The sequence below is a fragment of the Bacillus zhangzhouensis genome, from assembly GCF_000715205.1.
Lineage (GTDB): Bacteria > Bacillota > Bacilli > Bacillales > Bacillaceae > Bacillus > Bacillus zhangzhouensis.
Genome location: NZ_JOTP01000014.1, coordinates 42,698 through 58,237, shown reverse-complemented (window position 1 = coordinate 58,237; position 15,540 = coordinate 42,698). Strand labels below are relative to the sequence as shown.

Here is a 15,540-nt window from a genome sequence, read left to right as displayed (position 1 = left end):
TCATTGTCATTATTATACCCAATGTTTATGCATAGTGAAAAATCAACACCGTTTAACGACAGAAAAAAAGCCAATTTTCTTTTTTGAGTGAGAAAATTGGCTTTTTGCGATGCAGGTGACTTTATCGTTTTACAACAAATGTTGTCACACTTTGAGCCGGGAGATGGGCCCAAAATTGATTGCCTGATATATTTAAATCTGTTCCAGGCTGAAGGTTGCTGTTGCTGCTCGTGACCCATCTTGACGCTTGTGAAGCAGTTCCATTCTGCATCACAAAGTGTTGATTGACTCCTGTATTGTTTTTGTTAATCGCCACAATGACGACTCTATTGTCGCCTTTATAGGCTGATACGAAAACATTCGGTTCAGGACTTTTCGTAGCATCAATCCTTACATAGCCAGGGCGCACAAATTTGGAGAAATGCGCCATGTTGTATCCACGTTTGCTGATCATTCCATCTTCCTTCATAGGGCCATAGGATCTACGGATGTACCACCAAACATACGCCTGGAAATCTCCTTCTACCATTGAATGGTGAATATGCTCTGAAACCCCTAATGCCTCAGGCCAGCGATCCGCTGAATTGTTGTCACTATTCGGATAGTATACTTCTGTCATCCATAGCTCCTTCCCTCCTCCTTTTTGTTTGAAAAGAGGATACGGAAGCTGGCTGATTTGGGTCCCGTACAGGTGGGCACCGAGAATGTCCATATTTCTAAGCGCCTGCGGATCGTTTAGAATAGGATCGGATATATTTTTCAGGTACTGAAAGGATTCTGGCGCAATCACGCGGGCATTAATGGAACCGGCATTTTCTCTCATGAAACGCAGGATTTCCTGCGGGGTCCACCATGTCCATTCATGTGCATAATCGGGCTCATTTTGCACAGAAATGGCATAAAGATTCACTCCATTATTCTTCATGTACGTGACAAAGTCATTGAGATGCTGTGCATATGCTGCGTATTGATTGTATCTAAGCCGCTTTGCAGATGCGCCATTGCGGTTAAAGGTCTCAACCATATGGCTTGGAGGATTCCAAGGCGAAGCAATGACGAAAGCTCCATGCTCTATCGCCCTTTTGGCTGTTGCGACTTCTCTGTGCCAATTATTTCTGTTCTCGTCTACATAAATTCTAAGAATTGAAAATCCTAACTGATTCTGTCCATTGCCAAAGGCAGTTTCCCTTTGTGGTGCAGTCAAATCACCAATCCAAGCTGGGTGGTTCATTCCGCCAAAGCCGCGAATCACTTGTCTTTCTGCATTCATATTAATATTTGCATCACTTGCTGCTGAAACCTCAGTCACTCCAGGTCCTATGAACATAACAGACAGCATGGTAAAGCAGACCAATAATGTACAGATTGGTTTTTTTACAATTGACATCAAATTTTCCCCACTCCCCCATCAAACATTTATGGAACTAGCAGCATCCGTTTTTGTCTTCCGCTACTACCTTTGAGTAAACTGCCAGGAATCAAATTGAAATAGGTTTCCGGCGCCTGTTCCGGTAAAGACAAAAAATACGTTGTGCACGCCTGTTGCGCCGTTTACTGCCGTTTCTATTTCTCTCCAGTTGTGCGTACCGCCTGTGGATGGGACATTTAGTGTTCCGACAAGCCTGCCGTCTGCACTGCCAAGGCGGACTTCTATTTTTCCACCACCTGTAGCGGCTGCGACATTGGCTTTAAAGGTTCTGGCACCGCTTGATCCAAAGTCTACATTCCCTACAGCCACCCAATCTCCGTTTTGAATATTGGTGACATGCTGATTATTAACCGGTCCTCCGGGTGCTGAGGAGGCTTCTGTCAAAATGCGTCCATTCCAAGCGAATGTTTCAGCTTCAACCCGCTGATATGGATGCAGATTGGATAGCTGTTTCACCCCTTCATAATTGGCTGCTACTTCTCGAAGGGAACCGTCTGCATTATGCACAAGCTTATTAATATGTGGGGAACGGTAGCCTTTGCCAGCACCATATAATGCGGAACTGACAGTTTGCGTATGATACACCACATACCATTCGTTTTTAAAATTGAACACAGCATGATGGTTGTTACCGCCGCCACCGAAAAACGCGCCCGGATTTTTCAGGAAGTGTCCTTTATACGTAAAGGGGCCCATAGGACTTGAGCTCGTCATATAGCCGATTTCACCAGGTGGTTTATCTGCTGGGTGGGAGCCGCCAAAATTGATGCAATAGGAATAGTAATAGGTTCCGTTATATTTATGCATCCCCGAATCTTCAAACATAAAAGGGGCATCAATGGTCGATGCACTGCTGGCAACACTTGTCATATCAGGCCCTAATTTCAGGACTCTTGCTGTTTTAGGATTGGCCCATTGTCCCTGCGTTGGATTTGACCCGCCTGGAACGCCTCCGCCTGCATATAGATAACCTGTACCATCATCATCTACAAATACAGCGGGATCAAAAAGCCATACAACACCGGACATGCCTGGCGTACTTGGCGTGACAAGCGCTTTTCCGATTGGATCGGTCCATGGACCGATTGGACTGTCTGCTGTAAGGACTCCGATCCCTCCGCCACTGTTTGCGAAATAAAGGAAAAACTTATCCTTCCCATTGATCTTTTTCACCGCTGCTGCTGGGGCCCATGAAGCACCTGCCCATTTGGCAATACCCCGTCCGCCATTTGCTCCATTTGCGCCCGCTACTGGAATTGCGCCGTGATCTGTCCAGTTCACCATATCCGCCGAAGAGATGACGAATACCCTATTCAAATTTGCAAATGAATTATCTTTAATTGTTCCGTTACTATGATATTCATAGTCATCACTTGACATATAAATGTACACTCTTCCGTTATAGGTGAGAGCATACGGATCTGCCCCCAAGTGGTGGTCTATGAGCGGGTTTGCATTCCCTACTCGTTTTGCAATTGGGGTGCTTGCCGCACTCGCATCATATACCGGTATAAAGCTCAGTACCAAAGCAAGAATCAATAAACCTACGCTGCACTTCATCCTCGTCCTCATCGTTTCATTTCCTCCTGTTTTCTTCTTCCTCATATTGGGGTTTACGCCCAATTCCAAAATATGTTGATATGTGGTGATGAAGAATGAATACAAAGGATGATTTCTAGTGCAAATCACTGTAAACATCATGATGAAAACCCTTACTTTCCGACTAGAAGACAACAAAAAAATGCAGTCATCCATTCTGGAGCTGCATTTTTTCCTCTTTATTCAATGAATGTAGACTACATATAACGAGCGGTTACCATTTTCTTTCTTGTGTAAAACTCCACTCCATCTGTTCCATTGGCATGCAAGTCGCCGTAGAAAGAATCTTTCCAACCGGAAAAAGGGAAGAAGGCCATTGGTGCGGGAACACCGATGTTAACGCCGAGCATACCTGCTTCTATATTTTCGCGGAATTCTCTAATGCTTGATGCACTATCCGTGTATAGGCAGGCACCGTTAGCAAATTTTGATTGATTGGACAGGTCGATCGCTTCTGTTAGTGAAGAAACACGGACAATTGATAAGACTGGGGCGAAAATCTCGTCCTGCCAAATTTTCATTTGATGTGTGACATGATCAAAGATCGTTGGTCCAACAAAATAACCTTTTCCATTTGTTTCATTGTCTTGTCGGCCATCACGAATGAGGCTTGCCCCTTCCTCAATCCCTGATTGGATGTATTGAAGCGTTCGCTCCTTGTGCTCCTTTCGAATGACTGGACCAAGAAAGACATCTTCATCGATTCCGTTTCCAATCACGAGCTGATTTGATTCATCAACTAATTTTTGAATCAAATCGTCCGCCACTTCTTCTTCAACTGCGACAACGGCTGCGGCCATGCAGCGCTCTCCTGCTGATCCAAAAGCAGCCCCAATGATTTGTTTTGTTGCTGCATCTAAGTCGGCGTCTTTCAAGACAATGGAGTGATTCTTTGCACCGGCAAGTGCTTGGACACGTTTGCCATGCTCTGTTCCTTTTTTATAGACATATTCTGCGACTGGCTGAGAGCCGACAAACGAAATGGCTTTGACCTTTTGATGTTCAAGCAGGCCGTTTACGACATCGTGAGCACCATTTACAATGTTGAGAACACCTTTTGGTAGTCCCGCTTCTTCAAATAGTTCTGCTAGCCGTGCAGCGAGAATGGGCGTTCGCTCTGAAGGTTTTAAGACAAATGTATTTCCGCAGGCAATGGCAAGCGGGAACATCCAGCATGGGACCATCATCGGAAAGTTAAATGGTGTAATACCACCGATGACGCCAATTGGATAGCGGTACATGCCAGACTCGAGTCCTGTTGCGATATCTGGCAATTGTTTTCCCATCATTAAGGTCGGTGCGCCAGCGGCAAATTCCACACATTCAATCCCGCGCTGCACTTCTCCTTTTGCTTCTGTTAAACTTTTTCCGTTTTCAATTGTGACCAGCTCTGCTAGCTCATCCCATTTCTCAACGAGTAACTGTTGGTATTTAAATAAAATACGTGCACGCCTAGGGACAGCTGTTTTAGACCATGTGGTAAACGCTTCTTGTGCTGCTTGTACTGCACGTTCTACATCCGTTTTCGTTGAAAGTGGTACTTCTGCAATGACTTCGCCAGTAGCCGGGTTATAAACAGCCTCTGTTTGACTTGTTTCTGCCTCAATCCATTGTCCGCCAATATAATTTTTCAACGTTTGTACATCTGTTCTGGTCATGTTCCCTCTCTCCTCTTTGTTCAGATTGTCATGCTATAAGACGTTTATTTATCGTCATTGTCTCATCTAACGGGAGCTCATCTGTATACACTCTTTGTCAAATCAAACCGCTGTTTTGGTTTACGTTGTGATAAACAGCATTCTCTATGATGAAAGGTCAATTGCTGTCAGCTCTTTTTTGCCGCAGATTCGTCCCCATTTTAGATCAGTTTGTCTGTGTGTCATATGACATCACGATGCAACCATTTTTTGATGCATTATTGGTTAAATGTTGGTGAACTTTAGAGAATCATAATATTAAAAACGCTTACAGTCAATGATCTTTTTTGCTCGATTTCCTGCTTGTTACATAAAAAACCTGATGCGTGGTGCATCAGGTAGAGGCTCGTTCATTTCAGTTATGTGGAGGATGCGACATATTGGTTCGGTTCTTTATAATCTGGCAACATCTCTCCATGTGCTTCAATTAATTCATCACATAATTTGATGGTGTCATCAATCGAAAGTTCAGCGCTTGTATGTGGGTCTAGTAAAGCCGCTTGATAAATATGCTCTTTTTTGCCGCTGATCGCTGCTTCGATCGTCATGAGCTGTGAACTGATGTTGGTCCGATTGAGTCCAGCCAATTGTTCAGGTATCTCACCGACATAACATGGCATGATGCCGCTTCGATCTGCAACACATGGCACTTCTACACAGGCTTTTTCAGGCAGGTTGTGAATGAGTCCTCCTGTGTTCAGTACATTCCCGCCAAATTTAAAGGGAATGTTGGTTTCAATGGCTTCAATAATACGTGAACCATATTCTTTAGAGCGAGTATGGGTGATTTGTGTATTCCCCACAAGATCATGCTTCATTGTATTCCAATTATTGATTTGCTCCTCGCAGCGCCTCGGATATTCATCGAGCGGAATGTTAAACTGACCGATCAGTTCTGGATAGCGTGATTTGATGAAATAAGGATGGTATTCGGCATTATGCTCTGAGGACTCTGTGACATAGTAGCCGAATTTATCCATTAGCTCAAATCGAACCATATCATGATGCCTCGATTGCTGCTTTTCTTTTGCTCTTTTTTTGATTTCTGGATATAAGTCTTTTCCGTTTCGTTTCACCTCTAATAACCAAGCCATGTGATTAATGCCGGCAATTTTTTCTTCAATACCTTCATGGTCCATTTCAAGTGAGTCAAACAGATCCTTTGTACACACTTGCACGCTATGGCAAAGACCAACCGTTTGGATTGGCGTATAACGCAGCATGGCGCCTGTCAGAGTGGCCATTGGATTTGTGTAATTTAACAATAAGGCATTTGGACAAACCTCTTCCATATCCTTTGCAAAATCAAGCATAACAGGAATAGTTCGAAGTGAACGAAAGATGCCGCCGATACCAACCGTATCAGCAATCGTTTGTCTTAACCCATATTTTTTCGGAATCTCAAAATCAATGACAGTGCTTGGCTGATAGCCGCCAACCTGGATGGCATTGATGACATATTTCGCATCCTTTAAGGCTTCTTTACGATTGTGATAGGACTGGATCGTCACATTTGCAGCGTAGTTTTCTTTTAAGTGCCGCAGCATCGTTTCTGATTCTTTCAGCCGGTTGTGGTCGATATCATATAACGCGAATTCAAAGCCGGCAAGTGCAGGGACAAACAGACAATCTCCTAATATATTTTTAGCAAAGACGGTACTCCCAGCACCGATAAACGTAATTTTTGACATAGACGACTCTCCTTTTTACAGCAATGTAGGATTACCCTTTGACAGAGCCTTGTGAAAGCCCTGCGATAAAATATTTTTGCAAAAGTAAAAACATCGTGACCATTGGCAGCATCGCGATAAGAGCAGCGGCGCCAACGAGCTGGAGCTGATGCTGATTTTGACCAAAAAAATTGGATAAGGCGACCGTGAGTGTATGCATCTCTTTATCTTGCAAAAAGAAGATGGCAAATTGATAGTCGTTCCAAATATACACACAGGCAATAATTAAAACAGAAGCGGTAATCGGCTTCAGCAGCGGAAAAACGACGGTGAAAAAGACTCTAAATGTTCCCGCGCCATCAATACGAGCGGCTTCTTCAAGCTCCTTTGGAATCGTTGAACGGATAAAGCCTGCGTATAAAAAAATCGTCAGCGGCAAAAAGGCGGCCACATTGTTTAAAATAGCGATTTGATACGTATTCATCATTCCGATTTGAACGACCATTTTATATAGCGGGACAAGAGCTGTGAGCGGTGGAATGACCATAATGGCAATGAATAACACATAAACCGCTTTATTGAGCTTTGTGACCCTTCTTGCGAGCGGATAGGCTGCAAGAGATCCAAGAATGATGAGTAAGACAGCGGAGCTGAACGTAATGATCACTGTATTCAAAAAGGACTGGCCAAGCTGAGCCTCTGTCCATGCCTTGCGAAAATTTTCAAGGTGAAGCGTTGTCGGAAACAGCCATTTTGAACTGAAATCTCCTATCCCCTTTAGCGATGTCGTCACTAAGATATAAAATGGGATGAGGTGAAGCAATGTAATCAAAAGTGCGAGTAAGGAGTACCATCTTTTCTTGCGTTTATAGGCGTTATCCATCACACCTCGGTCTCCTTTCGTTTGAAATAAATCAACGCTGCGACACTTATCACAAGAATGATGACAGCCATGAAGACACCTTGTGTCGCGGCATAGCCTGCATCCTGACGTTTGAAATATAGATCATACATAAAGGTCGACATCGATTGCGAAGAATCTCCAGGTCCGCCGCCAGTGAGTGCCACAATGACATCAAACAGCTTGAGTCCGCCAATGACATTGAGCACTATATTAATGGTGATGGACGGCATTAAAAGCGGCAATGTGATCCGCCTGAATTGCTGGAGGCTTGATGCGCCGTCTAATTGTGCCGCTTCATAATAATCCTGAGGAATACTTTGAAGTCCTGCTAAATAAATGATCATTGCAATTCCGACGAATTGATACGTGTTGACAAGCACAATGATCCATGTGTTTAATTGCGGATTGCCAAGCGCATTTATTTGGTCAAATCCAAAAAGCGTCACCACATCGTTTAAGGCACCGCCTTGATAAGCAAACACAAAATACCAAATATAGCCCATAGCAATCGGACTGATCATGACGGGTAAATAGATCACAGTCCTTGTGATGGCTCTCATCTTTAAGCTTTGATGTAACAAAAGAGCATACCCAAGTCCAATGATATTTTGTAAGATGGTGCTCCCAATTCCGTAAAGAAGTGTGTTTTTGACAACAAGCCATGTGGTAGGGTCTTGAAGCAGCCGTTTGTATTGATCAAGCCCAATCCACTCATAGTTTTGTGAAAAACCGTTCCAATTTGTAAAAGAAAGCTGAATCCCGTTAAAAAAGGGATAAATGATAAAGGTACTGACCACGAGAACAGCTGGCATGTACATCCACCAAAGTGATGAATTTTGGCTTCTTTTCATTTTCTGTTTTGGAAAAGAGGTGAATGCGGTCGCCTGTTTTGCTTTTGTGGTGTCACTCATTGGCTTCACTCCTGTTTCAGCATCAGTCGGCTATTGTTTTTTCAAGCGCTTATATTCCTCTTCCATTTTCTTTGATAATTGTTCTGGTGTGATGGAGCCTGCTAATAATTCTTGACCGGTTGTTGCCATGACAGCCCACATTCCGCTTGGTAAGTATTTTCGGTCAAAATATGGTTCAATCTTGATATGTTCGTATTGATCGTAAAACGTAGAGTAATAGTTTTTGGCTTTCACTTGCTTTAAGGCCGTTTCAGAGGATGTGCCCTCTGCGATTTTCTTCACATTTTCTGGTTTTGCTAAAAAGTCGATGAATTGTTTTGCTTCTTTTAGATGTTTAGAGTCCTTCCAGGCAGCGACAGTGAATCGTTCTCCGCCAATCCAGCTTTGCTTATCTCCTTCATGAATGGCTGGAACAGGCATCGTACCTACTTTGATCGATTGATTGAGCTCTGTCGCTTCAGGACCTAGAGATCCTCCGACAAAAGTGAAAGCGATTTTGTTTTGCGCCATCAGCTCAGGTGCCTGAGACAGTTTCGCTGTGAGGACATCTTTGTTTAAAAGGTCTTGATCCTTTAGCTCCTTCATGAACTGTGCAAGCGGAGTATAGTGAGACCAATCAAACGTTCCGTTTTCAAGTTCTTTTCCGTATTGATGTTTTTGATCGGTGATTAATAAAGGTGTGGCTAGTTCGTCAAAGATCTGGGCGATATTTGAATTATCTCCTCCTGGTATCCAGAGCGGCACAACATCTCCCTTACTCCTTTCTTTGACCGTTTGTAAAGCACTTTTGAGTTCATCAAGTGTTCTAGGTACTTCAATGCCATATTTTTTTAATAGATTGGCATTGAAACTAAGCCCATCCTTCGCTTGATTCAGCGGATAGGCGTACACTTTGCCATCTTTGTCCTTTAAAATCTGGTCGAGTGAAGGATCAAGCTGTTTGACCCAGTCCATCTCCTTTAAATCAGCCACATACTCGCTATATCGCAGTTTGGCCCAGCCATGTGTATCAAATAGGTCAGGCATATCGTTCGCTCCCATTTTGACACGTATCATATCTTCATAGCTGTTGCCAGGGAAATTGGCGTCGATTCGAATATGTTGATGCTCCTTTTCAAAATCACGAATCACTTCTTCAAACGCTTTTCTTTCTCCGCTGTTACTCATCGTCGAAAATAGAGTCAGGGTGACCTTTCCGTTTGCTTCAGAAGCGCCGTTATTGCTGCAAGCAGACAAAATCATGGTCAAAACAAAGGCTACAGTCATCAGCAGCATGCTTTTTTTATTCATGGTTTCCTCCTTTTGATCACTGAAAATTCAGACGATTGTTGATAGAATTCATGCAGTTGCGGAAACAAAAGAAGTCCATTATACTGGAATTCTATTCTTTTCAAAGAGATAAGAGAGCATATCGGTAAGCTGCCTTGTGTTCAGCATGATCTGGCCATCATGCTCAGCAGCTTCCTTTCTGCTTTTTTGTCTCTTTTTTGTTTGCTGAAATGCTGTTTCACCCCCTTTCATGGATTAAGCATGTGCTGCCTCTTTCAATGAGCTTCGTGGGCACGACGACTTTTAGAGGGAGTTTTCTTCCGTGTATCCGCTCAAGTAACAGCTTCAGACCGACTTCCCCCATTTCTTCTGTATACACTTTGACTGTTGTGAGCGGCGGGCTTGAAAATGAAGCGGCTTCAATGTCATTAAACCCAACAATGGATACATCGAGAGGCACACGGAGACCCGCTTCATGTAGAGCACGCATAGCACCAATCGCCATAGAGTCACTTCCGATAAAAAAGGCTTCTGGAAGATTTCCTTTTTCGATGGCTTGTTGCATAAGCGTATAGCCTTCTTGCATGGAGTATTCACCAATGTGGATATCATCCAAATGAAGACCTCCCGCCTCTTGCATTCTTTTCACAAAAGTTGTTTGTCTTTCGTCTTCAATGACAGCGTTCCCTTCGAAAAAATGTTCTCGTTCTTTCCCGCCGATATAGCCTAGGTGTGTATAGCCGAGAGATTGCAAGTGTCGAATAGCGCGATCAGCCGCTCTTACAAAGTCCACATGTACGCAATCATACAAATCTTCATCTGCATAATGATTGATAAAAACAATGTGCTTCATGCGATTTGTCATTTTTTCAACAGTATCGGGGCTGATTCGTCCAATGACGATCAAACCGTCTATCTCTTTTAGCATCGCACCTTTGTCTATGCTTCTCAGGCGAAATGTATGGAGGGTGGACAGGCCTTGTTTGGCATATTCTTTTTCGATTCCTTTTCGAATGGATGAAAAAAAGGGATCATTTAATTCTTCATCAATGGATTGTGCGACAACGACACCGATGACTGGGGATTCAGATGGGCTTTTTCCTTCTGCTTGATCGGCTTTTCTTGCTCTCACTGGGGTATAGTTTAACTTTTTAGCAATGTCGAGGATGTTTTGTCTTGTTGCGTGTGAAACGGCTAGCGTTTGGTCGCCATTTAACACACGAGATACAGTGGAAACGGATACTTTTGCATCATGAGCAATATCTTTGAGTGTGGTCATAGGCAAACTCCTCATGGCTTTTTTGACTAAATGTTTACTAAAGATATTTGAAGAATAACACATAAATAAAGCGCTTTCAATTATAAATTTTCGCTTTTTTTCATGTTTTTGAGTATGTGTTGGTGGATGTGCAGTGATTTTAGTAAATTTACGTAAAAAAAGAGGATGGATTTCATCCTCTCGTTTCCTAAGGTGATTTCATTGCGGCTGTTTCTTTTGCAAACAATTGCTTCATTGTTTCCCACGCGATGTCGAGTTGTTCGTGAAGTCCAAATAAACCTGAAGTGCCGATGATATAGATCTCATTTCCAGCCTCAGCAAGTAGTCGGAACGTGCTTTCATTACAAGAGCCGTCTACTTCGATTGAAAACGAGTACCCTCCCTTCTCTTTTACATCCTTCACCTCTTTGATTTTCTGAAGCATTTCCTCAATAAAAGGCTGTCCGGCAAACCCTGGATCGATCGTCATGATCGTCACTCGGTCTATTAAATGAATAAAAGCATCTAATGCCGCAACTGGTGTGGCGGGATTTAGGACAAAGCCGACCTCACACTTTCTTTGGTGGATATGCCGGATGATTCGAAAGACGTCTTTTTGCACAACTTCCGGGTGTAAACAAATCATCGTTGCGCCTGCATCAATACACGCATCGATTAAAAATTCCTGGGGATGTTCGGCCATAAGGTGAACATCAATCGGTACATCTGTCAGCTTTCGAAGCTGTTCAATGAAAAAGGGTGATAAGGTGATATTTTTCACGTAATGTCCATCCATGACGTCGACATGATACCGATCTGCTCTCGTGTTAAGAAGATGAATTTGTTCACGGAAGTGCGTTAAATCCATGCACATCAGTGAAGGTGAAAAAATGGCTTTCATTCTCAGCCTCCTCCTTTTTTAAAGATGAAATAAAAACTTGATCAATCCAATCAAGATTCCGATGATCCCGAAGTCTGTATCTCCAAAAGTTGTCCCTTCAAAGCCAAGAGTTCCTAACACAGGGAGTAAACAAGCAGGTAAGAATGAAAGAAGTAATCCATTCACAAATGCCCCTGCGACAGCACCTCTCACCCCTCCTGTTGCATTGCCATACACTCCTGCTGTAGCACCGCAAAAAAAGTGCGGGACAAGACCAGGGACAATGACAGTTAAACCAAACAAAGGTAAAAGAAAAATGGATACGATCCCTCCTGCAAAGCTGCATAAAAAACCGATAATAACCGCATTTGGAGCAAAAGGGAAAACGGTTGGTGCATCAAGTGCCGGCTTTGCACCTTTCACAAACCGATCAGCAATCCCTTTAAATGCAGGCACGATCTCGCCAATTGCCATTCGCACCCCTGCTAAAATAATGTATACACCAGCTGCAAAGGTAATGGCCTGGATGAGAATAAAGACGGCGAAATTCGTGCCTCCGCTAATCTGTTCTATAAAGGAAATCCCTGCAAACGGTGCAATCGCAAAAAACAGCAAAGCCATTGTGATCGAAATCGCAACCGATGTATCTCTTAGAAAGCCGAGTGATTTAGGTACTTGAATGGTTTCTGTTGATTTCTCTGGACGGCCTACCCATTTGCCGATCATTCCCGCTGTAAAATAACCGAAGGTACTGAAGTGGCCGAGCGCGAGATCATCGCTTCCGGTGACTTTCCTTGTAAATGGCTGTAGGATAGCGGGTGCTATGACCATAGCTGCTCCTAATATCATGGAACCGGTGGCGATAAGAAGTGCCCCTCCCATGCCGGCTGTTGAGAGAACGACTGCGAGCATAGCAGCCATATACAACGTATGATGACCTGTTAAAAAAACGTATTTAAATGGTGTGAATTTTGCCAGTAACAGATTGACCAGCATGCCAAAAATCATAATGAGAGCTGTCTGTGTACCGAATTCCTTTTGAGCAATCGCAGCCATGGCATCTGTATTTGGGACAACTCCTTGAATGTGAAAGGCTGCTTCAAACATCTTTCGAAAAACACCAAGTGAATCAGACACGACTGTGGCGCCGGCTCCTAATATTAAGAATCCCATAGTTGTTTTCAAGGTGCCTGACACGGTATCTGCGGCTGATTTTTTCTGCAAAAGTAAACCAGCTAGTGCAAACAAACCGATGAGAATGGCAGGTGTGCCCAATATATCGTTCATGATCAGTTCTATCATGATGTGAATCCCCCTTTTTCCTGACCTATATGTGTTTGCGAAGGACGTCTTTAATGGCTTCCTGGTCTAACAAGTTATTTAATCCAGCAACCTTTCTTGTGCCGTCATCCAGTTGATCAATAATGTCTTTTGCTCCGATATACAGATCGGCTTTTTCATTTTTACTTGTACTGAGATCGGTATGATCCACTTCAGCTAAAAGGCCTAACTCTTCTAAAGCTTTTTTGACATTCATTTCTACAATAAAGCTGCTTCCTAATCCGTTTCCACACACAACAAGAATTTTTTTCATTGTCTTTTTCCTCCTTTATACTTTTGAAAATTGATCAATTAGTTCTTGAATCGTTGCTAATTCCTCTGCTTCAATTAATTGTTGGATTCGTTTTTCATCACTCAACAGCATGGTCAGTTGTTTGAGTGCTTTCAGGTGAGTCATACTGTCAATGGCAGCTAGCACAATGACGAGCCGAACCTGCTTTTTTTCATCCTTTGAAAAGTAAACAGGCTGTTTGAATGACATGAGTGACATGCTTAATGTGTTCACGCCGTCCTCCGGTCTGGCATGCGGAATCGCCACTTGTGGTGCAATCACAATATAAGGCCCATTTTGATGAACGGACTGAATCATGGCTTCCACATAACCTCCCTGAATGGCATTTTGATCGAGTAAAGGCTGCGCTGCTTTTGCGAGGGCCTCTTGCCACGTTTCTGCTGTTTGCTGGAGCTGAATGGTTTTTTCTGTTAATAAATCGTTTAACACTGGTTTCCACCCTTTCTGATGGGATACATATGCGGGATGAAGCAGCTCCTTAAGATCACGAAGCAGTGCTTTTTCATTTTGTACGATGGTATGCTGCTGAATGATGTTGAATAAATCGTTTACCCTTTGCTCATCAAGCCTGTTTTTTCCGCCTTCCCCATATTGGAGTAATATTTTTTTCTCATAGGCGGTAAGAATGGGGTGAACGATGTGAACGGGTTTTCCTTTAAACGAAATAGGTGTTGTTGATACAACAAAGTCGGCATCGATGGATGACAATTCTTCATATGAACGCTTAGATAACAGACCGCGTACCTCGATGTAGCCGATTAATTCAAGTAACTGTGTTTTCAGCATGTAACTTGTGCCAATTCCTTCGCCGCACACAATGTATACAGAACGCCTCTCGATCGGTGAAATCCCTTCTCTTCTCATCCAGCCGCCAAAATGCATCGCAACATACGCAATTTCATGGTCGCTCATCTTTGAACAGGTCACCTTTTCTAAATGGCCTGCGACCTTTTGAGTGATTTCAAACACCTCTGGCTGTGTTTTTTTCATAGAATCTGTTAATTCATTGATGATACCAACGTGATAGATGAGCCTGTAATAGGCCGGAATTAAATGCATTGTTAAGTTTTGCTCCAAGGCTTCTGGCTCTTGAAAGGAAATACAAGCATACCGCTGAAAGTCAAATATCATTTGTCTGGCGATGGTACGAATGAGATGCTCTACAGGTTTTTTACTTGAAGGAAACTTTTGTTTCTTTGCGCTGAGCCATAGCGTGCTAAGAAAATAGATTTCATCATCATGAACATGAAGACTGGTTTCTTTTTGTATCTGTGTCATGAAACGAATAGCGGACAAGCATTCATCTGTTTCCTGCAATGTACGCTTTTCTTCGTTTGAAATGTATACAGCGCGTCCTAGCTTCATCCGCTTAAAGTAGAAAAAGAGATCCAAAGACAGCTGATCCAGCATGTCATCTGCAAACTCGAGCTTTAGTTCTTGTTCTGAGTGCTGGAGGAGAAGGTGTAACCGCTTATATGAAATAGGGCCCTTTAACCAAAAAGATGGAAACTCTTTTTCGTTTTTTATCATGGTGCGAATGGAATGAATATAAGGTTTCAGCGCCAATCGAATCATTCTTTCTTCTCCTGAAATCAAATAGCCGCAGGCTGCCTGATAGTGAAGCGTGAGCTGCTGCTTTGAAAGTGCTTCTTTTAGCTGTTTCATATCTTCAAGCAATGTATTTCGGCTCACTTTGGTCAGCTTCATAAAATCATCAATTTTTAGACGTTTCTCACTGCATGCAATGGATAAGAGCAGGATCGCCCTTCTTTCCTTTACACATGGTTCATAATCAGAACCAACGAGAATAGTGTTCGCTTTTTGAATAATGACTTCTTTTTCATGTGTGAGTAAGTAGTAGCCAAGTTGATCTTTTCGCTGAACGCCACTAAGCTCATGAGTTTTCAGCCAGCTATTCATTCGTTTGATGTCAGAGTAGACGGTTCGAGTAGAGACATTCAGTCGATTCTGTAAATCTTCAATTGATAAATAAGATGTCGTGTGAAGCAGCATCGATAATAAAGTGGTGCCCCTTTTGGTTAAGTGCAGTTCGAATTCCTCCCTTCTTCCCTTTGGTTATAAGTCTAATCGACTGACATACGGCAAAGAAGTCCAAATGTCTTCAGCTTTTGATGTGCAGGTTTTTGGGTGTTCTTTTGCTATAAGAAAAAGCACACCCGCTTGAGTGTGCTTTTAGACTTGTATACAAAGGCTAAATTTATCCTTTGGTCTTCTTTTATGTAATAGAAAACCTTTGTAATGAGGTTAGGAATCTTCTGAAAAATTTCGA

General features: G+C 42.9%; 12 protein-coding genes. All 12 read right to left on the bottom strand.

All coding sequences use genetic code 11. The features are described 5' to 3' along the window. Window positions 1–121: 121 nt before the first annotated feature. Window positions 122–1,387, bottom strand: a complete 1,266-nt coding sequence (gene xynC, locus BA70_RS12580) for a glucuronoarabinoxylan endo-1,4-beta-xylanase XynC (protein WP_420834684.1) — start codon at window positions 1,385–1,387, stop codon at window positions 122–124. A gap of 66 nt (window positions 1,388–1,453) precedes the next feature. After that, on the bottom strand, window positions 1,454–3,001 hold the full coding sequence (locus BA70_RS12575) for a glycoside hydrolase family 43 protein (RefSeq protein ID WP_034322786.1): 1,548 nt from the start codon (window positions 2,999–3,001) through the stop codon (window positions 1,454–1,456). Between the two features lie 224 nt (window positions 3,002–3,225). Beyond that, window positions 3,226–4,686: a CoA-acylating methylmalonate-semialdehyde dehydrogenase gene (locus BA70_RS12570; protein WP_034322783.1), complete on the bottom strand. Its 1,461-nt coding sequence runs from the start codon at window positions 4,684–4,686 to the stop codon at window positions 3,226–3,228. 398 nt (window positions 4,687–5,084) lie between these two features. After that, complete coding sequence (melA, locus tag BA70_RS12565) at window positions 5,085–6,416, bottom strand: alpha-glucosidase/alpha-galactosidase (protein WP_034322780.1); 1,332 nt, start codon at window positions 6,414–6,416, stop codon at window positions 5,085–5,087. A gap of 31 nt (window positions 6,417–6,447) precedes the next feature. Continuing rightward, window positions 6,448–7,278: a carbohydrate ABC transporter permease gene (locus BA70_RS12560; protein ID WP_034322778.1), complete on the bottom strand. Its 831-nt coding sequence runs from the start codon at window positions 7,276–7,278 to the stop codon at window positions 6,448–6,450. Continuing rightward, window positions 7,278–8,210 (bottom strand): carbohydrate ABC transporter permease, encoded by a 933-nt coding sequence (locus tag BA70_RS12555; RefSeq protein WP_034322776.1) that lies wholly within the window; start codon window positions 8,208–8,210, stop codon window positions 7,278–7,280. Before BA70_RS12555 ends, BA70_RS12560 begins: the two co-directional genes overlap by 1 nt. Window positions 8,211–8,240: 30 nt before the next feature. Next, on the bottom strand, window positions 8,241–9,500 hold the full coding sequence (locus BA70_RS12550; protein WP_051691147.1) for an ABC transporter substrate-binding protein: 1,260 nt from the start codon (window positions 9,498–9,500) through the stop codon (window positions 8,241–8,243). A gap of 217 nt (window positions 9,501–9,717) precedes the next feature. Then, window positions 9,718–10,758, bottom strand: a complete 1,041-nt coding sequence (locus BA70_RS12545) for a LacI family DNA-binding transcriptional regulator (protein ID WP_034322763.1) — start codon at window positions 10,756–10,758, stop codon at window positions 9,718–9,720. A 187-nt stretch (window positions 10,759–10,945) separates the two neighbouring features. Further along, window positions 10,946–11,638, bottom strand: coding sequence for a D-allulose 6-phosphate 3-epimerase (alsE, locus tag BA70_RS12540; RefSeq protein ID WP_034322760.1), 693 nt, complete (start codon window positions 11,636–11,638; stop codon window positions 10,946–10,948). An 18-nt stretch (window positions 11,639–11,656) separates the two neighbouring features. Further along, the gene (locus BA70_RS12535) at window positions 11,657–12,919 is read right to left on the bottom strand and encodes a PTS ascorbate transporter subunit IIC (protein WP_034322757.1); all 1,263 of its coding nucleotides are present in this window, start codon (window positions 12,917–12,919) and stop codon (window positions 11,657–11,659) included. Window positions 12,920–12,944: 25 nt separating this feature from the next. Further along, window positions 12,945–13,211 (bottom strand): PTS sugar transporter subunit IIB, encoded by a 267-nt coding sequence (locus BA70_RS12530; protein ID WP_034322754.1) that lies wholly within the window; start codon window positions 13,209–13,211, stop codon window positions 12,945–12,947. Window positions 13,212–13,226: 15 nt separating this feature from the next. Then, the gene (locus BA70_RS12525; protein ID WP_275574589.1) at window positions 13,227–15,299 is read right to left on the bottom strand and encodes a BglG family transcription antiterminator; all 2,073 of its coding nucleotides are present in this window, start codon (window positions 15,297–15,299) and stop codon (window positions 13,227–13,229) included. Between the last annotated feature and the right edge of the window lie 241 nt (window positions 15,300–15,540).

Excerpts from the sequence above, each read along its gene's own strand:
- BA70_RS12555 (WP_034322776.1), bottom strand. The coding sequence starts at position 8,210 with ATGAGTGACACCACAAAAGCAAAACAGGCGACCGCATTCACCTCTTTT.
- xynC (WP_420834684.1), bottom strand. The coding sequence starts at position 1,387 with ATGTCAATTGTAAAAAAACCAATCTGTACATTATTGGTCTGCTTTACC.
- melA (WP_034322780.1), bottom strand. The coding sequence starts at position 6,416 with ATGTCAAAAATTACGTTTATCGGTGCTGGGAGTACCGTCTTTGCTAAA.
- BA70_RS12530 (WP_034322754.1), bottom strand. The coding sequence starts at position 13,211 with ATGAAAAAAATTCTTGTTGTGTGTGGAAACGGATTAGGAAGCAGCTTT.
- BA70_RS12575 (WP_034322786.1), bottom strand. The coding sequence starts at position 3,001 with ATGAGGACGAGGATGAAGTGCAGCGTAGGTTTATTGATTCTTGCTTTG.
- BA70_RS12545 (WP_034322763.1), bottom strand. The coding sequence starts at position 10,758 with ATGACCACACTCAAAGATATTGCTCATGATGCAAAAGTATCCGTTTCC.
- BA70_RS12560 (WP_034322778.1), bottom strand. The coding sequence starts at position 7,278 with ATGGATAACGCCTATAAACGCAAGAAAAGATGGTACTCCTTACTCGCA.
- alsE (WP_034322760.1), bottom strand. The coding sequence starts at position 11,638 with ATGAAAGCCATTTTTTCACCTTCACTGATGTGCATGGATTTAACGCAC.
- BA70_RS12550 (WP_051691147.1), bottom strand. The coding sequence starts at position 9,500 with ATGAATAAAAAAAGCATGCTGCTGATGACTGTAGCCTTTGTTTTGACC.
- BA70_RS12535 (WP_034322757.1), bottom strand. The coding sequence starts at position 12,919 with ATGATAGAACTGATCATGAACGATATATTGGGCACACCTGCCATTCTC.
- BA70_RS12570 (WP_034322783.1), bottom strand. The coding sequence starts at position 4,686 with ATGACCAGAACAGATGTACAAACGTTGAAAAATTATATTGGCGGACAA.